Genomic DNA, 20,309 nt, shown 5'->3' with positions numbered 1-20,309 from the left:
CTCAAGGGCGATCGTTTTCGTCCGTCAGTTTAACGGGGCCGTACTGCTTTCTCGGTAAAAATTTATACTTGGTCGGATTCTTTAGATCAAAGGAAACCCATTTGCGCTGAGGAACTCCTCCTGCGAGACCGAAGTCGAAATTTTCCCCTTCCACGATTTCGGTTCCGTCCGTCGATTGTTCCAATGGAATCTCTTCTATTCGAGTCCAACGATCGAATAAGAGAGTCTGATCCTTATCAACGATCTCGCGTTTAATTCTGCCAAAAACCACGTTCAGTCTGGCATCCGTTGCCCAAAGGATACAGGTGGTCAATTCGTCATAGGAAATGACCGATTGGGTATCGTCATACTTCGTGACGAGCAGTAATAGCTTGTCTTTTGGAAGAGCCTTTAGGGCGAAAGGCAAATCTCTCGCCAAAAGATCCAGCTCATGATCGGAAAAAACGAAATCGGAAAAATATCCGATAGCGGTTCGCTTGGAATATCTAAGATTTCCGAGGTAATCCTTCACTTTATTTTGATCCAACTGGATCGGATGATCGAGTGAATTGGTTTTTGTTATTTTGTAAAAACCGGGTAAATCTTTCGGGTCGATTTTGAAAAGGGCGATTCCTTCGGAACGGAACACGATCTCGCGATTGGAGTACGGGTAACAGTTTGAAATGCCAAAAACTGCGCAGGCGATAAAGAAACGTGTTAGGATCGGGAACGAAAGGAAGCTTTTTGAAAAAAACGTCTGTTGCATCGAGTCGGAAAAAAAGGGTCGGTTCATCTATATTTAAGAACGGATTCGGAAGAGAAGAGTTTCAGTCTCCCCGGAGAAATTCCGAAAAGTTCGGATATTTTTCCAGGAATTCTTCCATAGTGTAAAGGTTTACAATTCGATCCAGCCCGGAAAGCCTAAAAACGGAATGAAGCGACTTATTTAAGCCAAAGATGTTTACAATACCATTTCTATCCCGGATTTGGTTCCTGACTTTAATGATAATCCCTATCCCCGAGGAATCTATAAATTTGACCAGGCCGAGGTGAAAACTGATAGTTGCAGGGTATCCTGACCGGACGCTTTCCTCAAACTCCACGTAAAAGTCACGGGAATTATCCATCAGGATATCCTCTTGGACCGAGAGAACGAGATGATTGTCTCGGGTGAGACTTTTGAGAATCATGGGAAAATAACACGCATCGGATTTCGAAGTATGTCAAGAAATAAGTATCTTAGTTGATTTATTTCGGAACGACCGCCAGGATACTATTAGAGCGGTTTCTGGGGAATCCAAACCAATGTCTGAATTCGATAAAACCAAAAAAAGCATCGGCGTAAACAATCTGGACGATAAGGCCAGAAGAGAGATGTTTGATAAGTTTCAATCTGCCGGGGGCAAGGTTGTTTCCGAAAAAGACAAAAAACGGGATGACGCCCTTAAAAAGCAGAAAGAACAACCGCAAATCCGCCAAGGCGCCAGAAGCCAGGCCGGCAGCAGGGATCCAAAATCTCCTTCCGGCAGAGGATCGGCTGCTCCATCCAAGACCCAACAAGCCAAGCCTAACGCATTCCGGGATCGAAAAGCGATCGAAGCGGAGATGGGAAATTTCTTCAACAGAATGGCGGTTAAGTTTAAATGCTGGATATCTAGGGTAACTTCCTTTTCATCCAGTGACCTTCTCCCAGGATTTCTATCCGAACTTAATATCGCAGGCAAAAAAGCCATTCTTGAAATGAACTTTGTGGGGAACGATCTGCTTGGAAATCCCGCCTACGCCGCTAAGATAGCAAAAGAGTTGGACGGGCAAAATCCTCTTTACATCGAACTTCTCGGCCGGATGCACAAGGTTTACGATAACGTGGAGTTAAACCAGCTACTCGAAGCACATAACGCGGCTCCCGATATGGCCGTTTCTATTTCACGGGTGCGACAACCCTTATATTCTTTATTTAGGAAATTATATTATATTTATCCGTTCCAAGGATCGTACGTTAAGGCTGTTACCCTCGGATACCAAGCGCTCGAAAAACTGGAGGGAAAGCCTGCCACCGTTTATAATACGAAACGAAAACGTGCGCTCCAAGAATTCGACGTACTCTACGGAACCGTATTTGATAAATTATATTTGGCCATCCTTCGGAGTGAAGATAAAAATATTCCGCTGATCAGCTCTTATATGGAAGACATTTTAGGCGTCGTCCCTGAAGAAAAATTGGGACAACGTCAACCCGGACAGGAGTTGGACGAAATTTCCGGCGGAGCTCACGAGGAAGAGGAAGAAGTCCAAGAAGAGAAAAAAGAAGAACCGATAGATCCGGAGGAATCTCTAAGCAAAGAGCTAAAGTACGGATTAAAGCTTATGCGAATGATGACTTTGGAACAACTTCGGAAGAAGCACGACCCGAAAGGAGATTACGAAAGGATCCCCTCCGCAGACAAAGCTTTGCTTTCCTGGCTATTCTTTCGGGAGTTTGACGAGGAATATTCCTTTGTAATGACCACTAAGAAAATCGATTTGAAGCCGACGATCGTAGCGGGCGCAAAAATGGATTTTCGGGAAAAGCTAATCGATTTGTACGAAACGACTCGAGGCATCCAGGAGCAATTCCGAATCTATGATCAATATCACAAGGAATTGGATTCCCATCTAAAGAACCCGGGCGCCAACTACATCGAGTCATCCAAAAAAACATCGGCTTTAGAAACTAAAAAAAGCCAACAATCCAGAAATGTCCGAGTTACGGTGAAGGACTTCATTCAAAAAGGGTCCGATCTGCTCTCCAGACTCATTGCGGATATGAAAGGTAAAAAGGAAGTCGTTACGAATATGGACGACTTAATGACCTTCGATCTAATAGAGTCCAAAAAGCGACTGAATAAAAAACCGATCAAACAATGCATTATGGAAGCATACTGTTATTCTTTAGCTCTCTCAGAGCGATTGGAAAGCGGAGATTTGTTCGGAGGTGTTCCTGAAATGTCCCCTGAAGAGATGGAAAGGGAATTCGGTATTAAGGCAAACGATTCTCAGCCGGAAGCCGAGCTCATCGATCCGAACGTTTCCGCCGAAAAAGCCGCCGACGATAATTTCGGCGTCGACCCGTCCATTTTATCCGACTAAATCTACAAGCGCAGGTTACGCGTGGCTTCTGTAAAGATCACTCTATTCCAAAAGGAATTATCTCAGCCCATTTCTCCCGAACAAAGATCCAAGTTATCTAAAGAAAAATCGGATTTCCTGATCCTTCCAATGTATTTTCCCGGAGGCGGAGTCGCTTCTCCCGAATCGCTTGCGTCTCGCTCGAAAGGCTTTTTAGATGAACTACTGGCCGTTTCCGAAGTGTATAAAGGAGCCGTACTAGGCGGTTGTATGTTTCGAAAAGACGAGGAAGGCATATTGCGCCTCTCCGTCCCGATCGTTCAAAATATCGTGTTAGTCGATTGGTACGACGTGAAAGTACTAGGTGCGGAAGAAGCCCCGGCAAAACCCGGTTCAGGGGATGAAGCGATTATCCTAGGCGGATTCAGATTCGGTATTTTTGTGGGAAAAGAAATCGACGATCTTGCCAGGTTTGATCGTTTAAAATCGGAAAACATAAATCTCGCATTCCATATTGACTCTGTCTTAGAAGACGGCATCAACTATGCGGACGATCTCAAAAAATACGCAGAGTTATCCGCGAAATATAATCTATTTCTACTTCGTTCTTCGGGGCATGGCGCCCCTTTCGGAAAGAAGAGGATCGGGCGAAGCCTCTTATCTACTCCCACCGGAGTCACATGGAAGGTGGCCGAATCCGAAAAGGATAAAGAAATCATAAAAACAGTAAATATTAACGGAATCAACGGCCTGTTTTAAAAGACTTCGCTTTTGGAAAAAATGGGATACCGTTCTATCGCGCGAAACTATTTCCTACCGATAACAATCGCCTGCATTCATTCTATATTACAGTTTATAGATTTTCCGATATTAAGGATAGACGGTTACTGGCAGCTACCCTCTAAAGAATGCTGGTATAACCATCCGTTTCAGGCGCTCATAACTCTGAACGGTACAAGTCCTGCGTTAGCCCTTTTCCATTCCGCTTTGACACATTTAGGAAACGACGATCCTTATCCTTTGTATGCGGTTTTCCTTCCGATGCTGCATGCGATCGGTTGCTATCTTTTTCTATCGATTCTATCCGCAATGAGATTACGATACCGTAATATTTGGGCCGCACTCTTTTTTCTTAATCCGCTCGTATTCGCCTACTTTCGCTATCCGTTTTATTCCACTTATTTGTTCTTTCTTTCGTTAGTTTTATTATATTCCCTTTGGGTGGTTAAAAATAGAAACGGCAGGCTATTGTCCGTTTCGATGACGATTGCGCTTGCTTCGGCCGTCCGACCTTCTTGGCATTTAGGTCTTGCGATCTTCTGGGTCGGTTGGTTAGCCTGGCATGAACGTAAAAAGCTATCGCGCGCACCGGTGATAACGGCTTTCTTCATACTCCTATTCCCATTCGGATTATATCTGAAGAATTTTATTCTTTTCGACTCGTTTTCGGCCTCGTCCTGGTTGGGAATGAATCTGGCAAGATCTAGGTTGATAACTTTAGATTCGAACGAACATAAAAATCTAGCCCCATTCCAGCTCCCTACCACTCTCTATCGCGGAATTTATTCCGAAGATGATCCTCTTGTCTCGCGTTATTCAGAAACGATCTGTCTCAATGAAGACGACTATCATAACGTCCGGTTTATCGAAGTTTCGCGCAAGTACCTGTCTAAAGTTAAGGAAACCACAAATATTCAGCAATCCTTCAAGCTGCTAAAGTTCGGTATTAAGGTTTATTTAAGTAGCCCCTCCAATTATCCCTTTCTATTACCTCAATTCGAAGCGATCCCGGAATCCCTGCGCAAATATCCGGGGTTGGATTGGTTTGCTGCGGTTGATATGGGTTCCTTTGATAAAAACTTATATAGGATCGTATATCCTATTTCGCTATTATTACTCCTGCTGCGGTTTTCTTCCCTTTCCTACAAAGTTCGAATTATCGTCCTACATACCTTTTCGATGACGATTTTGTATTCGTTTATCGATCCTTTTGAAGCGAATCGAATGCGATTCGAATTGGAGCCTTTCTGGTATCTTTGCTTTTTATTCTCTTTTATCCGAATCAAAACTTATGTTGATCGAGGAATAAAAACGATCCGATCGAAATTAGCTCGCGAAAATTAATCATCAACCTACTTCGGATTTTTTCCGGAAGAGTATTTTTATCCTTGCGAACATAGGCAATTTTTCTAAAATCCTCGATTGCATTTATGCATAGGAGTCCGGGATGAAAGTCAAACCGCATCAACTCATCGAATCTCCCGAGTTTAAAAAATTAGTCAGAACGCGTTGGACCGTCGGTTTTATCCTCCTTTCCGTTCTTTTTATAAATTATTACGGCTTCATTTTGACGATCGCATTCAAGAAGGAGTGGCTAACCGAGCGTCTTGGACAGTTTGCCAACTACGGATTGATAGCCGGTGCCTTAGTCATAGTCGTTTCCTGGCTTTTAACGATCGTTTATGTCTATTGGGCAAATACCTCATACGACAAAGATACCGAACATCTAAAAGGTAAATTGGAAAAAGGAAGCGAAATCTAATGGAATCGTCTTTAGGGCAACCCAATATCGTCTCCGTTTTATTTTTCGTAATATTCGTTCTCTTAACGCTGGCGATTACTTACTGGGCGGCTAAGAAAACGAAAACGTCCAGCGAATTCTATGCAGCAGGAAGGAACATCACGGGATTTCAAAACGGTTTGGCTTTATCCGGCGATTATATGTCCGCCGCCTCTTTTTTAGGAATTTCCGGTATGGTCGCTCTAAAAGGATACGACGGAATCATCTACGCGGTCGGTTGGTTGGTAGGATGGCCTGCTTTAATGTTTTTAATCGCCGAACCGCTTCGTAATCTGGGTAAATATACCTTCGCAGACGTTCTTGCATTTAGGTTGCGACAAAAGCCGATACGAATCGCAGCATCGATAGGAGGTATATTAGTGACGCTTACTTACTCGATCGCACAGATCGTCGGTTCGGGGAAGCTGATCAATCTAATGTTCGGAATTTCCTACGAGTCCGCAGTCGTTTTAGTCGGAGGAGTGATGCTTTTATACGTTCTATTCGGAGGAATGATTGCGACTACCTGGGTTCAAATCGTAAAAGCAGGCCTACTTTTGTTCGGAGTTACGCTTTTGGCGATTCTCGCAATGGCCAAATTCGATTTCGATCTTTCGAATTTATACGGGGAGGTTGAGCGGTTGCACGGGAGGTCCGCTTTAGAACCGGGAGGATTAGTCTCCAATCCTTTAGACGCAATTTCGCTAGGGTTGGCTCTTATGTTTGGACTATTAGGACTTCCTCATATTCTAATGCGCTTCTATACTGTCCCTCACGCGAAAGAGGCTAGAAAATCCGTGGCTTATGCGACTACCTTTATAGGTTACTTTTATATTATTATTCCGATCGTGGGATTTGCCGCGGCGGTTTTGATCGGAAGAGATCAAATAGCCTCCATTGATAAGGGCGGCAATATGGCGGCTGCACTTCTTGCCGAATTATTAGGCGGGACTCCGTTCTTAGGTTTTATTGCGGCGGTGGCGTTTGCGACAATTTTAGCCGTAGTGGCCGGCTTGACACTGGCAGCCGCTTCTACGATTTCTCACGATCTTCATTTTAACGTTTTCAAGGACGGAAAGGCAAGCGAACAGGAGCAGGTTAGCGTTGCGAGACGAGCGACAGTGGCCTTCGGTATATTAGGAATCCTTTTCGGGATTTTATTCAAGGATCAGAATGTGGCTTTTATGGTCGGTCTTGCATTTGCAATCGCTGCAAGCGGTAATTTTCCGGCGCTTTTCCTATCCATCCTATGGCGGAATTTTAGTACAGCGGGAGGCGTCGCCTCCATACTAGTCGGTTCCATTTCAGCTACAGGCTTGATCATTCTTAGCCCCACTGTTTGGGTAGACATCTTCGGTTTTTCAACCGCATATTTTCCGTATAAGAATCCGGCGATCTTTTCCATGACTCTTTCGTTTTTAGCCGCGATCGTTTTTTCGAAACTTTTCCCGGAAGAACGAGCTCAAAAATTATACGAATCCGAAAAAGTAAGGGTTTATCTAGGAGTCGGCGCTGAATAGATGAGGAGTTTAATGAAGTTCGTGCTTCTCGAAAAACAGATTAGAGGTTTCCGCCCAAATATCTTCGGGCTTCTATCCTAGAGCAGGTTATGATCTTTCATGGACCGATATAATGTAGCGATCGTAACTTTCAGGATTGCGGCAAGCGGGACTGCGACTAGCATTCCGGCGATCCCCAATAAAGTTCCCCCTACGGTAACGGCACCGACGACGACGATCGGATGCAAAGACACCGCATCCGAAATAATCACCGGTTGGACGAAAAAATTATCCACTGCTTGCGCGATAACTATAACGATAAGAATAGCGCCCATCAGTTCGTACATCCCCATACCGTCGGTGATCCCTTTGGCATAAAAGATCGTCGATCCTTGCGTTAAGGTCATAAACAAAGGAGGAACCGCACCGATTATAGGTCCTAAGTACGGTATCGAATTTGCGATTCCTACAAAGAGCGCAAATATGTAAAAATATCTAAGTCCGATAACCGAAAAGCCTATCATCGCAACGATTGTAATGATTGCGCTTTGGATCACCAAGCTGCGTAAGTAATTCGTAATTTGCTCGTTGATATTAGCGGCGATCATGATGGTCATTTCAAAGTAGCGATTCGGGACCAAACTAACGATATTCTTATAGACTCCGTTTCCGTTCAATAGAAAGAGGAATGCAAACAAAGGAGTAACTACCAAGTAACCGATCAAAGTAGGAATGATTGAAACCAGTCCTACCACTTCCCCTTGCACCATATCCGCGATTTTCTGAACAAGTTCTTCCGGACGGATCGTCTCCTCCCACCCTGCCGGAAAATCATTGAATTGGATTTTAAATCCTACGACCAAATACTTGAATTTAGCGTCCTCCATATCCTGTCTCCAATTCTTCATTAAAGGTTCCAAAGTGGAAACGATAGGCGATGCTACTTCCGTCGCGATCCAATAAATCGGAATACAGACTAAAATCATCAATCCGGCAACGGATAGGATACGAGGGACTCCAAGACTTTCGAAATAGTTAATACTTCCGTTAAAAATATAGAATAAAATCAGGGATAAAGCGATCGGGATAATCAATAGTTTCAACCCGAGTACAAAGAATGCGATCGCCGCTCCTACAAGTAGGAAGAAAATGATACGAATTACATAGGTAGATAACGGCCTGGATTCAGACATTCTTTTGCTTGCCTTTGTAATAAGCTTTTTCAAGAAGCTGGTTTGTTTTTTGAAGACGTTCTACGATTACCCCTGTTAGACTTAGTAGAATCTCGATACCGATTTTAGGTTTGGTTTCGATGATTTCCTTTAAGTCGGGTTGAAAGAAACCTAGTAGAGTGGAAGGCTCCGACGCGATGGCAGTCGCAGTTCTCCGTTCCTCCGAAAAAAGGGAAAGTTCGCCAAAAAAGGAATGTTGGTCCAAGTGAGCCAGGTCCAATTCGATTCCGTCTCGAATCGAACGAATCGTCACCTTACCGTCAAAGATCATGTAAAAGCCCGCGCCGGCTTCTCCCTGGCGGAAGATTTCTTCTCCTTCCACATACTTGCGAACGTGGACTAAACGTGCGATTTCGTTTAACGTCCGTCGTTTTAATTTTCCAAAGACGGATGTTTCCCGTAGAAAACGGATAATTTCCGGGTTAGAAGTACCCTTCTTCTTGAATAACTTCTTCCAAATAGGAAGTTGCAGAGGGTTCAAAATTACTTCTTATCCTCCTCGAGTTTCATTGTCAGGATCAACAGAACCAAGCCGACGCTAACGCAGGAATCCGCAAAGTTAAAGGCAGGCCATCGATCGTAGATCAACCAATTAGGCCAATCGAAGTCTAGGAAGTCCACGACTCCGATAAATTTTCCGGCAAATTGGTTCTCGACAAAACCGAATTCGGCACCGACCCCGATCACTTTTACGAAGAATTTATCGATAAAATTTCCGAAGGCCCCTGACATAACTAGCGCCCAACCTGCCGGGTGTCCGAGATCCGGATTCTTCCAACGATATGCAATTAGAACCAGGATAGCGACGGCAGTCATAGCAAGCGATGTCCGAGGAAAGCCTTGGAAAAATCCCATTACGAAGCCGGTATTGAAGGTCAAAGTTAGCCGGAAAAAATTTCCGAGTACTTCGACCGGACTATGAGGATGAAGATAAAGAATGGCGATATATTTCGTAACCAGGTCTATAACAGTTCCCAGAACTACCGATATAAGGAAAAGAGGCGGGTATACTTCTAAGAATTTCTTTTCGAAAAATTTCACTGACGGTTCCTTTTTGAGCTGAATTTATTTTTTAGGACCGAGAGAGCAAGGAGGATTCCGAAGAAAATCGAAGTACCGAAGCTGATCGTCGCGTATAGCTCTTCTCCTCTATCCATTCTTTCCGTTCCATAATGGATTCCGAATAAAATGACTGCGAGAGAGATTGCCTGATGCCCCAGAGAATACATTTTTCGACTATGGGTTTCCAGATCGGGCAATCGATAGGCCTGCTTCCCTCGATTCAGATTCTTTATCGTTTGTAACAATTCGCCCGGAAGAGAGACCGCCTGTCCCCAAATTCCGCCTTCCTGCACGAGGGCCTTTTGCCAGTTATTTTCCCCTTGTAAAACCATGCCTTTAAAGGGTTTTTCTCCGTAGTCCAGAACGGTTCTGTACGGATCCAAGGTCGCCGTAATTCCGACCAATAACCCCAAGACTCTTTCCAATGGAATCAAAGTAACCGGCAACTGTACCATTCGGAGCAATTCTCTTAAGCTGGAATTGATCTCCTTTAAAAATTTCAAATCTTCGGGCGTATGAATTTGTTCGAATTTAATATTGCGGAAGGAATCGGTATCCGTTAGGAAACGAGAAAGTTTTTCCAAGGAATATCGGACGACTTCCTCCACTTTATCCCTATCGGCCTTACGGGAAAGTAGACCCAGCTCGTCCAGACCTTCCACGACCCCTCCGTAGTCTTTCGACATAGCGCATAAAAATATCTTGCGCAACACCAATGCCTGACTCGGCGGGATTTCACCCACCGCTCCGAAATCGATGAAACAGAGCTTTTCTTCGGGAGTATAAATCATATTTCCCGGATGAGGATCCGCATGATAAAATCGGTATTCGAATACCATTAGAATATAAGCGCGAATCAATAAATCGATAGGTCGAGATTTTGCCTGACCCTTTTTCAACGCGGCGACTTGAGTGATTCTTACTCCGTCTATGTACCGCGCAGTAAGAACACTTTTGCCGCTCCATTCTTTATGAATCTTAGGAAACACGTAGTCCGGCTCTTCCGAGAAATAACGCTCCATACGTTCCATCGATTCGGCTTCCAACCGTAAGTCAGTTTCACGACCTACTAATTTTGCGATTTCCTTATGAACGATTTTATAATCGAAGGTGACGAGTAAGCGATTGATTCTCTTTAAGAAAGTACGGATCGCTTTTAGGTCCTTAACGATAATCTCTTCGATACCCGGATACAATATCTTAATGGCGACTTTCTCTCCCTTAAAACTTGCAGAGTGTACTTGCGCGATGGAAGCCGAAGCGAGAGGGATCTCGGAAATATCGGGAAAAATCTCCGCGATATCTTTTCCGAATTCTTTTCTAAATCTTTCCTTAATTTCCGAAAACGGATGTGGAGGAACTCTATCCTGTAAGTCTTGAAGCGGGTCGGTAAAACTTTCCGGAAAGAGGTGGGAAAGACTAGCCAGATACTGACCGAGTTTAACGTAAACTCCGCCCATTCTTAAAAAGAATTCCCGGCATTCTCGTCCTAGATTCTGAAAGAACTCCGTCTCTTTTTCCTCATTTCGATAAGAGGGTAGAAAAAGCCTGGCAAATTTATAATACCAAAGAAGGCTGAAAATCTTCTTCCAGAGAAACCAGCTACCTCTATAATATCTGCCGCTCGCCGAATATTTTGGAAGATTGTTTCCGTTCTTAGTGGAGGAAGAATTAGACATAGATCCTATTCAGGTTCCGATACCATCCGGACATCCGCCTTCGTCTTGATCCGATCTAGGAGTTCCATAATTCCCAAATTCTCTCGGATATCTCCGGTTATATGGTCCGACTTATTCGCAAGAACGGATCGGATTTCCGCGTAGAGATTTTCAAAGGGATTCGGTCCGATGGAAGATTTTTCCGGAAACGAGACTTCCGTCAAACTATTAAATCCTTTGTATTTACGGGAAGGTTTGGATTCGAAGAGACTAAAACCGTCGTTAGAGAGAATCATTCGAGCGCAATCCGTCATAATATCCATCTCGAACTGAAAATATTTACGACCTCCTCCGGCCTCTAAAAATACGATAGGCCCGGAATCATATTCCAAAAGGGCAACCGCCTTATCTTCAACGGAAACTCCGTTTCGTTTTCGTAAACTAGAACGAACCCTATCCGGCTTTCCCAATAACCAATAAATCAAATCGATCGCATGAGTTCCGTCATGAAACAACGGCCCGGTCCTGTCATGAAAGGCCCGGCCAGGTGCCGCAGCGGATGTCAAAACGGAAGCCCGAATGGTACGAATTGTACCGTATTTACCGGATTCCAAGACGGACTTTGCCCACGAGTATTTAGGATGATACCTTCTCTCGTGATTTACCCAGATTCTAACTCCGTTTTTCCCTGCCATTTTTTCCAGAGATTTTGCTTGAAGGAAAGTTTCGCAAACGGGCTTCTCCACGACCAGGTTTTTGCATCCGAAGTGGATTGCCGAGCAAGCATCGAAATAATGCGATTCGGAAGGAGTGGCGATTATGGCAAGGTCCGGAATATTCCGAATCTTTGCGAAGGAATCCAAGTCGGAAAAGATACGATCTCCCGGAAATTTCCATTGCTTGCGAAACGATTCCTGCTTTTCCCGATTAGGATCCAAGACCCCGATGATTTCAAAATTCTTTTTGCCCCATACCGAAAGAAGAACACCTGAATGAGTGCAAGGTTTTTGCCGCAGAGGATCTTTTTCCAAGATGCTGGCAATTCTGCCCAGCCCTATGATCAATGTCTTTATCTTTCGCATTGAAAATAATGAATGCGGTTTTCGGCGGTTTCGCAAGACGATTTTTTCCAAAAATCGACTACCGCCGACGATGGGGATCTTTAATTCTGGTGCCTATGCGATCCGATTTCAGATACGATCCGGAAACTCTTAGACGAATTCTTTCATCCCCATCCAAGTTTTCCTTTATAAAGGAAACCGAGATTCTGTCAATCGCCACTGCCTCAGGAATGTGCGAGTCCGATTCTCTATTCGTACCGCTTCGAGGGAATCGGGACGGTCATGATTTCATTCCGGATGCTCTTTCCAAAGGAGCTACTTATTTTCTTTGCGAGTACGAACATCCGATCCTGGAAAAACTTTCGGAATCGGATAAAGAGAAGGCCATATTCGTAAAAGATACATTGATCGGTTTGGGAAAATTGGCGGCGTTTCATCGATCCAGGTTTAAGCCTATCGTAATCGCGGTAACAGGTTCCAGCGGTAAAACGACTACGAAAGAAATCCTGGGTTCCTGCCTTTCTCCATTGGAAGAATCTTTAGTCCTGACCGAAAAAAATTATAATAACGAAATCGGCGTGCCATTCACTTTATTTCAAATCGGGCCAAAGACTCGGTATGTGATATGCGAAATGGGAATGAACACGAGAGATGAGATATCCAGATTATCTTCGATGGCAAAACCGCAGTTGTCGATTATTACAACCATTGGTACCGCTCATATAGAATTTTTCAGATCCCGAAAAGGAATCGCCAAAGCCAAGGCGGAGGTGATGGAAGGAATGCCGAAAAGCGGAATCGTTTTTTATCCGGCTACAGGAGAATACAAAAGAGTTTTGTCTAAGAAAGCTCGGAAGTCCGGCGTTAAACTTAAATTTGTCCCGCTAACTTCTCGGATCAAAATCCTGGAGACCTTGCGAGAAGGCTTTCAATTGGAGATATCTAGTACGGTTTTGAACTGGAATCTTCCTGGTTCTAAATTACTGGAAAATCTATCTCTATGTGTCGAAGCATTGGAAGAAATCGGAACACCGGTAGATTGGATCATAGAAGGAATTCGTAATTTTAAAGCCAAAGATAAACGACTCGATCTTCAGGAAGGTAAGTATCGAATTCTAAACGACACTTATAATGCTAATCGGGAATCCATGTTCTCTTCTTTGGAAGCCTGCTCTCAACTTTCCGGATCGGAAGGGTTTTATGCGATTTTAGGAGACATGAAAGAGGTAGGTTCATATTCCTCTAAGTTTCATACGGAAGTCGGAAAATTCGCCGCATCGCTTTCGAACTGCAAAGGAATTTTTACGTTCGGCTCCGGATCTAGTTTCATATTCAAAGGGTTTCAAAGCAAAACGAAACCTCCTCGAATAGCATTCTCATTTTCCGGAGACGAAGCGGGACTCCAGTCTCTACTCGAATCGGTTAAAGAGAATGTCCAACAAGGATCTTATATATTGGCGAAGGCTTCCCGCGGAATGAAATTGGAGAGAGTTGTAGAAGCATTAAATTCGAATTCCAAGATGGACTAAATCGTTTCCTACTTGCCCGTATGCGGTTTCCGGAGGACCCTGCAAGCGTGCAACCGAAAGTAGCAGTGATTATGGGCAGCCAGTCCGATTGGGAAACAATGAAGGAAGCGGTTACAATTCTTCAAGAGTTGGGAATCGCTTCCCATAAGGAAATCATCTCGGCTCATCGCTCGCCGGAGATTATGGTGGACTTTGCCAAGAACGCAAAATCCAAAGGTTTCGAAATCATTATCGCCGGAGCCGGCGGGGCGGCGCATCTACCCGGAATGGTCGCATCCCTGACAACCCTGCCCGTCCTGGGAGTCCCCGTTAAATCTTCCAATTTAAAGGGACTCGATAGTCTTTTGTCCATCGTTCAAATGCCTGGAGGAGTTCCTGTTGGAACTCTTGCAATAGGTTCCGCCGGAGCCAAAAATGCGGGCTTATTGGCGGCAAGAATTCTCTCCCTCCATGACGAGAACCTTGCTAAAAAGTTGGAAGCATATCGGAATAAAATCCGCGAAGAAGCGTTGTCTAAAAACGATCAATTAATATGAGTAAAATCCTATTTCCGTCCGCTCGACTAGGCGTCATGGGTTCGGGACAACTCGGACGAATGTTTGCTCAAGAAGCCATTAGGATGGGCTATCGAGTCTCAGTTTATTCCCCGGAACGGAATACTCCTGCAGCGCTGGCGGGAGCGGAAGAAGTAGTCGTTCCTTACGAGGACGAAACATCGCTTCGGAAATTTTTAGCAAGCGTCGATGCGGTTACATTCGAATTTGAGAATATTCCGAATACCGAATTGACTTTCATCGAGAATTTTTCCAAAGAAACCGGACTCGTGGTATCTCCAAGGCCGGCGTGCATCCGGATCGCTCAACACAGAATCAGGGAAAAAACGATATTCCGAAATTTGGGTCTACCGACTGTGGATTTCTATCCGATTACGAATAAGTCGGACGCGGTCGAGGCTGTGGAAAAATGCAAGTTCCCTGCCGTTTTAAAAACTTCCACCTTCGGTTACGACGGTAAGGGACAAACAAAATATAATAGCAAAGAAGAATTTCGATTTTGGGCAGGCTCTCTCGGCAGCGAGCCTTTGGATCTTATTTTGGAGGAATGGGCTTTTTTCGATAAAGAGGCATCCGTAATTCTCGCCCGATCAAGGGATGGAAAATCATTTTGCTTTTCCCCTTCCGAAAACGTACATAAAAATCATATTCTGGATCTGACCATTCATCCGGGAAAATTTCCCGAAAAAACTAAAAATGCGATGGTCGCCGCCGCAGTTCGCCTGGCGGAAGGAATCGATTATGTCGGGGTTTTCGGGTTGGAGTTTTTTATAGTTGGCGAGACATTTCTATTAAACGAATTCGCTCCCCGACCGCATAACTCGGGGCATTTTTCCCAAGACGCCGCTTCGGTTTCCCAATTCGAGTTACAAGTAAGAACGTTAGTCGGTCTACCGATTCCGGATTTTATTTTGAGCTCCGATAGCTCCATGAAGAACATTTTAGGGCAGGACTTCGTTCCCGATTCCGAACAATGGCTAAAATACATGTCCGATGCGAGATATTCTCTTCATCTCTACGGAAAATCCGATCCTCGCCGGGATAGAAAAATGGGCCATTGGAATTACGTGGGTGAAAACCCGGAAAAGGCGTTTCTCTAACCTTGGATCGTTTCTATCCTATTGCGATGGGACATTTTCAAAGATGCAAGACCTCCCGAAATTCGCATAACCGAACCGAAAAAGGATATGATTCATTATAAATATATAATATTATAAATCGAAGGCCCGAACTCTATCCAACGATTCCGAAACGAGCAAACCTACGATTAAGGTCATTGAATGGACTATGATAAAAATTCCGTTCCCCAGTCTCTAACATTCCCCGCGCCCAAGGTCACCAGCTTGTCACCCGATCGAAGAAAATTCCGTAACACTGCACATCCCTCTTTAACGTCATCGGAAAGGAGAATCGGTTTATGTTTCATAGCATCGACGATCAATTCGGAGCTTACGCCTGGAATCGGATTTTCTCCCGCCGAATATATCGGCAGAAGGTAAACGATCTCTCCGAACTCTAGGCTCTCGGCAAATTCTTTGTATAGATTTTGTGTTCGAGTAAACCGATGAGGCTGAAAAAGGACCACAGTTCTTCCTTTTTCATCGGACATTTCCGCCATCGAGGAAAGTACGGCTTTCACTTCCGTCGGATGATGACCGTAATCGTCATAGACGTCGATTCCGGCTCTCGAACCCAAATATTCCAGTCTTCGTTTAACGCCAGAATAAGCGGAGATTGATCTCGCTGCTTCTTCAGCGGATATTCCCGCCTCTATACCTGCCATAACCGCCGCCAAGGAATTTCGCAAATAATGGGTTCCGGGAAACTTGGAACCGAAAGAAATCTCTTTACCGTTATAGTAAAATGTTAAACGACCTTTTTCGATCTTGTAGGAGATTACCGAATCGACTTCCAAACCGAATTTACCTTCTATAGAAGACGCATTTCCTTCTTTATTCCAATTTTCTGAACCGATTTCGGAAAATCCGAATATCGTTTTTCTAGATCGCACTAAAGAAATACACTCTTGAATACCGGGGTCGTCCAAATTTAGAATAATACGCCGTTTCGTCTTATCGACGAACTTTGCAAACGCATCTAATAGATTCCGTCGCGACTTATAATAGTCTAAATGATCTTCATCAATATTCGTTAATATACGGATGGGTGCATCATGATTCAAAAAGGTACCGTCGGACTCGTCGGACTCAAAAACGGCAAATTTTCCCTGCCCGAATCTTCCCCCTTTTCCGTCCAAAAAAGCGACTTCACCTCCGACCATTATGGAAGGTTTTAAGCCGACGGAATCCAAAAGAAATCCCGTCATAGCGGTGGTGGTGGTCTTGCCGTGAGAACCCGCAACTGCTATCCCGATTTGTGAAGAGAAGCAATCATGCAACACTTTTGAACGATGAAAGAAAGGAACTCCACGACCGTTTAGAATTTTTGCTATCGGATGCTCATCCAATCGAATCGCGGAAGAGTAGATAGCCGCGTCGAATTCGTCCGGAATTTCGTCTGATTTGGAATAAATTTTCGCGCCCTTCTCCTCCAACTTTTGCGTCGTAGGACTTTTCTTTCCGTCATAACCGACGACAGGCAATCCGATATCGAGTAGAATATGAGCTAGGCTCGACATTCCGGAACCGCCGATGCCGAGAAAAAAAGGTTTAGAAAAAGATAAATCTGGTTTGGAGAAATTAAATCCGGACATTAATCCTTTCCGAAGAAGAATCGAATCGTATCCTCTGCGGCATCAACATGAGAACACTCCAAAGATTTCACTGAAATATCGTTTAACTTTTTAGGGTCATCAGTGAGGTCCGAAAGAATTCTGAAGAGTTGGCTCTCGTCCTCGTCGCGTTGCTCGATCACAACCGCAGCTCCATTCCCCTCCATGTATCTTGCATTGGCGGTTTGGTGGTCGTCTTTCGCAAAAGGATACGGAATTAGAATCATAGGAAGAGCAAACGCTGCACATTCGGAAAGTACTCCGGATCCGGAGCGAGCGATGACCAAGTTCGCCCATTCGTAATGTTCCGCCATATTATCGGAGTATGAAATTAGATCCGCCGTTTTGGTTTTCTTAGAAACCTCGTCATACAAAGCAGCCCCGGTCAGCATTCGAAAACGAAATCTTTCCTGGATCATATCGTGCTTCATTAAGTTAACGACCATATTATTAATTTGACGAGCTCCTTGCGACCCCCCCATAACCAAGACATTGAACTGCTTCTTCTTTTTCGGATCCCATTTATCGCTGAATTTTAAGGCGAGTTTCGGAACGGTTTTGCTTCGAAGCGGATTTCCTAAAATTTCCCATTGGCAAGAAAGCTTCGTGTCCTGAGGAGGAAAGCTAAAGGCAACCTTGTCGGCAAAGCGAAAGAAGATTCGGTTAACGTTCCCCGGAATGCAATTCTGTTCGCAAAGAAAAATCTTTTTACGAAATAGTAATGCATAGAGAAGAGCAGGAAAGCTTGAGTATCCCCCCATCCCGACCACTGCGTCCACCCCGAGACGGGAGAATAATATCCAAGATTTTAATAATTGATAAACGTAGCGGAACGGTAAGAACAGATAATTCCCGGATAAGTTTGGAGTATTATGCCAAAGCACTTCGCAAGGTGCTTGTTTAAGGTCCGGATTATCTTTGTTTCGATAAAGTGAATGGATATAAATTTTATCGAAATCGAAGTGCGCTTCGGCGGCGATTAGTGTTTCCGCCAACGCGACCCCCGGAGAAATATGACCGCCGGTCCCGCCGGCCGCGATTAAGACGGATCTCATACGCCTAGGTTTTCTCTTCTAGTTATATTGACAAGAATTCCGAAAGCCGCCAGAACAACAAGTAGCGAGGATCCGCCGTAACTCATAAACGGAAGGCTAATCCCCGTAATAGGAAATAGTCCAGTTACCACATAACTATTAATCACGAACTGAGTGCCAAGGATAAATAGGAGGCCGGCTCCAAGGTAAAAACCGAACGGGTCGGTGACTTTCTTTAATAACACGTATGTTCGATACAAAAGAAATAGGACCAAACCGAAAAAGAAAAGAAAGCCTACGAATCCGAAGTCTTCCACAAAGGTGGCCAGCACGAAGTCCGTATGACTATAAGTCAAATACCTGTGAGCATATCCGCTGGCGAGTTTATTCCCGAACCATCCCCCATCCAAGAATGCTCTGAAGGAAGTCACCAACTGATGACCTTCATCGAAACGAAACTTATAGGGATCCAACCAAACTTCTACTCGCTTCTTTCTGTAACCGACACGATCCACCAGTAAATAAGCGAGAGGCAAAGAAACCAAACCGACTAAAACTAAATTGCGGAACGGAAATCCGAATAGGAATACGAACGCTAAGACAACGAATAGGATTTCCATCGTCGTTCCAAAAGCAGGTTCAGCTAGAATTAAAACTAGAACTGAGAGAAGCAGGGCTCCTGGAATCAAAAACTTTTTCGGTTCCCGATTTTCCTTTTCTTTCAATTTAGAAATCATCGCGGAGAGATAAATCACCACTGCGAGCTTTGCAATCTCGGACGGTTGAAGCTGGTATGATCCGATGCCTATCCAGCGATGAAAGTTTCTTCCGTAATATGTTCCGACGGATTTTCCTATTCCAGGAATGAATACTAGGATGAGTAGTAAAATGCTTACGATGATACCGGCCAAGGCGAATCGTTCCAAAAGGCGGTAGGGGAAATTAGCAAAAAAGAAAAAAACAAGAATTCCCATGAGCGCCCAAAGAGCTTGTTTTTTTAAAAAATATTCGGAATCATGAAAATCTCTCCATGCGGTGATGGAAGAGCTGGAATACATTACGCAAATTCCGAAGAGTAAAAGAAGGAAGATCGTTCCTACCATGGGTAGATCGAAAGGAGCCCCGGGTGACTCCCAGAATTCCTTCCATCTACGCCCAAGTTCTTTCATTGAATTTTCAGACTTGAAAGGGAGATGATCGCTAAAATGACGGCTACGATCCAAAAACGAATGACGACTTTCGTTTCGGAAATTCCGACCAACTCGAAATGGTGATGCAAAGGAGCCATTTTAAAAATTCGTTTTTGCGTTAATTTAAAAGAACCTACTTGCAAAATTACCGATAAAGACTCGGCTACGAAGATCCCGCCTAGTATCACGAGTAGGATTTCTTTTTTGAGCATAACACAGGTCATTCCGATCGTGGCGCCTAAAAAAAGAGATCCTGTATCGCCCATAAATACTTGAGCCGGATGAGTATTGAACCATAGAAAACCGATGAGAGCCCCGGCTAACGCGGAAAGGAAAACGCTGTATTCGTGAGCGCCGGGTAAATAAGGAATATTTAAATAATTAGCGGCAACGGGAGTTCCCGAAACGTAAGAAATGATCGCGAGCGTAGTTACAGTGATGCAGGCCGTTCCTCCGGCGAGACCATCCAAACCGTCCGTCAGATTCACTCCGTGGCATGCGCCTAGAATTACTAAAATTGAAAATGGAATCGACAAAATACCCAATGCAAGAACCGGTCCTTTCACAAAAGGCAGAAATAAATCCGTTAAATGAAATGGAATTCTGCCCGAAGAACCTCCGGGAGACTCGCCCGTATAATAGAAATATACGGCACAAAAACCTGCGGACAAAAGAATCGACAAAACGAATTTGGTTCGAGCTCTCATCCCCCCCTTGATCTTTTTTACCGATTTCATATAATCGTCGCCGAATCCAAGCGCGGAAAACAATACGGCACCGGCTAATAAAAGTAGCACGTTTAAGTTTTTAAGATTTCCCCAGAGTAGTACGGATAAAAGCAAAGCGCCGATAATCATCAAGCCGCCCATCGTGGGAGTTCCCGATTTTGCACTATGAGATTTAGGACCGTCATCTCGGACACTTTCACGAAATTTTAATCCGTATAGAAAACGGATCATCCTTCCGCCGAACCAAAAAGTGATGAACATGGACGTTAAGCCAGCCATTAATGCACGAAAGGTAACATAGCTGAAAATACGAAGGGAATCCCATTCCCGAAAAAAATACTCGTATACGTAATAGAACATAGTCCCCTTAGTCCGAATCGGAAG

19 protein-coding genes are annotated in these 20,309 nt (G+C 44.3%); 8 read left to right on the top strand and 11 right to left on the bottom strand.

Translation table 11 applies throughout. The features are described from left to right. Position 1 precedes the first annotated feature (1 nt). Positions 2 to 745 (bottom strand): LA_1326/LA_4305 family lipoprotein, encoded by a 744-nt coding sequence (locus tag LEP1GSC050_RS16690; RefSeq protein ID WP_040911824.1) that lies wholly within the window; start codon positions 743 to 745, stop codon positions 2 to 4. 61 nt (positions 746 to 806) lie between these two features. Next, positions 807 to 1,169: an STAS domain-containing protein gene (locus LEP1GSC050_RS16685; RefSeq protein ID WP_010568891.1), complete on the bottom strand. Its 363-nt coding sequence runs from the start codon at positions 1,167 to 1,169 to the stop codon at positions 807 to 809. A 115-nt stretch (positions 1,170 to 1,284) separates the two neighbouring features. On the opposite strand from LEP1GSC050_RS16685, the gene LEP1GSC050_RS16680 reads away from it, so the two are divergent. From LEP1GSC050_RS16680 to LEP1GSC050_RS16660, 5 genes are all read left to right on the top strand, one after another. After that, entirely contained in the window at positions 1,285 to 3,108 is a 1,824-nt protein-coding gene (locus LEP1GSC050_RS16680; protein WP_010568890.1) for a hypothetical protein, read from the top strand. Between the two features lie 21 nt (positions 3,109 to 3,129). Continuing rightward, positions 3,130 to 3,846 carry a hypothetical protein gene (locus LEP1GSC050_RS16675; protein WP_010568889.1) on the top strand — a complete coding sequence of 239 codons (717 nt, stop codon included), beginning with the start codon at positions 3,130 to 3,132 and terminating at the stop codon, positions 3,844 to 3,846. 21 nt (positions 3,847 to 3,867) lie between these two features. After that, entirely contained in the window at positions 3,868 to 5,211 is a 1,344-nt protein-coding gene (locus LEP1GSC050_RS16670) for a hypothetical protein (RefSeq protein ID WP_010568888.1), read from the top strand. Between the two features lie 103 nt (positions 5,212 to 5,314). Further along, entirely contained in the window at positions 5,315 to 5,629 is a 315-nt protein-coding gene (locus LEP1GSC050_RS16665; RefSeq protein WP_010568887.1) for a DUF485 domain-containing protein, read from the top strand. Next, entirely contained in the window at positions 5,629 to 7,167 is a 1,539-nt protein-coding gene (locus LEP1GSC050_RS16660; RefSeq protein ID WP_010568886.1) for a sodium:solute symporter family transporter, read from the top strand. Before LEP1GSC050_RS16665 ends, LEP1GSC050_RS16660 begins: the two co-directional genes overlap by 1 nt. Positions 7,168 to 7,244: 77 nt before the next feature. Here the strand turns inward: LEP1GSC050_RS16660 and LEP1GSC050_RS16655 are convergent, their stop codons facing one another. Genes LEP1GSC050_RS16655 through LEP1GSC050_RS16635 form a run of 5 tightly spaced genes read right to left on the bottom strand, consistent with a single transcriptional unit; the run spans position 7,245 to position 12,180 of the window. Next, on the bottom strand, positions 7,245 to 8,339 hold the full coding sequence (locus LEP1GSC050_RS16655) for an AI-2E family transporter (RefSeq protein WP_010568885.1): 1,095 nt from the start codon (positions 8,337 to 8,339) through the stop codon (positions 7,245 to 7,247). Next, a complete protein-coding gene (locus LEP1GSC050_RS16650; protein ID WP_010568884.1) occupies positions 8,332 to 8,859 on the bottom strand; it encodes a cyclic nucleotide-binding domain-containing protein in 528 nt (175 codons plus the stop codon). Before LEP1GSC050_RS16650 ends, LEP1GSC050_RS16655 begins: the two co-directional genes overlap by 8 nt. Positions 8,860 to 8,861: 2 nt before the next feature. Continuing rightward, positions 8,862 to 9,419, bottom strand: a complete 558-nt coding sequence (locus LEP1GSC050_RS16645) for a lipoprotein signal peptidase (protein ID WP_010568883.1) — start codon at positions 9,417 to 9,419, stop codon at positions 8,862 to 8,864. After that, positions 9,416 to 11,119, bottom strand: coding sequence for an ABC1 kinase family protein (locus LEP1GSC050_RS16640; protein ID WP_010568882.1), 1,704 nt, complete (start codon positions 11,117 to 11,119; stop codon positions 9,416 to 9,418). Before LEP1GSC050_RS16640 ends, LEP1GSC050_RS16645 begins: the two co-directional genes overlap by 4 nt. Before the next feature lie 5 nt (positions 11,120 to 11,124). Beyond that, complete coding sequence (locus tag LEP1GSC050_RS16635; RefSeq protein ID WP_010568881.1) at positions 11,125 to 12,180, bottom strand: Gfo/Idh/MocA family oxidoreductase; 1,056 nt, start codon at positions 12,178 to 12,180, stop codon at positions 11,125 to 11,127. A gap of 95 nt (positions 12,181 to 12,275) precedes the next feature. Here LEP1GSC050_RS16635 and LEP1GSC050_RS16630 point away from each other — a divergent pair, with 95 nt between their 5' ends. The 3 genes from LEP1GSC050_RS16630 to LEP1GSC050_RS16620 are packed head-to-tail and all read left to right on the top strand — an operon-like array spanning position 12,276 to position 15,342. After that, the gene (locus LEP1GSC050_RS16630; protein WP_020987340.1) at positions 12,276 to 13,688 is read left to right on the top strand and encodes a UDP-N-acetylmuramoyl-tripeptide--D-alanyl-D-alanine ligase; all 1,413 of its coding nucleotides are present in this window, start codon (positions 12,276 to 12,278) and stop codon (positions 13,686 to 13,688) included. A 47-nt stretch (positions 13,689 to 13,735) separates the two neighbouring features. Further along, entirely contained in the window at positions 13,736 to 14,224 is a 489-nt protein-coding gene (purE, locus tag LEP1GSC050_RS16625; RefSeq protein WP_010568879.1) for a 5-(carboxyamino)imidazole ribonucleotide mutase, read from the top strand. Then, positions 14,221 to 15,342, top strand: a complete 1,122-nt coding sequence (locus LEP1GSC050_RS16620; RefSeq protein WP_010568878.1) for a 5-(carboxyamino)imidazole ribonucleotide synthase — start codon at positions 14,221 to 14,223, stop codon at positions 15,340 to 15,342. The genes purE and LEP1GSC050_RS16620 overlap by 4 nt, the downstream gene beginning before the upstream one ends. Positions 15,343 to 15,527: 185 nt before the next feature. On the opposite strand, the gene murC is transcribed toward LEP1GSC050_RS16620, so the two are convergent. Genes murC through mraY form a run of 4 tightly spaced genes read right to left on the bottom strand, consistent with a single transcriptional unit; the run spans position 15,528 to position 20,285 of the window. After that, positions 15,528 to 16,955: a UDP-N-acetylmuramate--L-alanine ligase gene (murC, locus tag LEP1GSC050_RS16615; RefSeq protein ID WP_010568877.1), complete on the bottom strand. Its 1,428-nt coding sequence runs from the start codon at positions 16,953 to 16,955 to the stop codon at positions 15,528 to 15,530. After that, entirely contained in the window at positions 16,955 to 18,028 is a 1,074-nt protein-coding gene (locus LEP1GSC050_RS16610; protein ID WP_010568876.1) for a UDP-N-acetylglucosamine--N-acetylmuramyl-(pentapeptide) pyrophosphoryl-undecaprenol N-acetylglucosamine transferase, read from the bottom strand. Before LEP1GSC050_RS16610 ends, murC begins: the two co-directional genes overlap by 1 nt. Beyond that, complete coding sequence (locus tag LEP1GSC050_RS16605; protein WP_020987435.1) at positions 18,025 to 19,176, bottom strand: FtsW/RodA/SpoVE family cell cycle protein; 1,152 nt, start codon at positions 19,174 to 19,176, stop codon at positions 18,025 to 18,027. Before LEP1GSC050_RS16605 ends, LEP1GSC050_RS16610 begins: the two co-directional genes overlap by 4 nt. Beyond that, positions 19,173 to 20,285 (bottom strand): phospho-N-acetylmuramoyl-pentapeptide-transferase, encoded by a 1,113-nt coding sequence (gene mraY, locus LEP1GSC050_RS16600; RefSeq protein WP_010568875.1) that lies wholly within the window; start codon positions 20,283 to 20,285, stop codon positions 19,173 to 19,175. The genes LEP1GSC050_RS16605 and mraY overlap by 4 nt, the downstream gene beginning before the upstream one ends. Positions 20,286 to 20,309 lie beyond the last annotated feature (24 nt).

The sequence above is a fragment of the Leptospira broomii serovar Hurstbridge str. 5399 genome, assembly GCF_000243715.2.
GTDB lineage: Bacteria > Spirochaetota > Leptospiria > Leptospirales > Leptospiraceae > Leptospira_B > Leptospira_B broomii.
The sequence above is the reverse complement of the archived record's forward strand: the minus strand, read 5'-3'. Positions and strand labels throughout refer to the sequence as shown.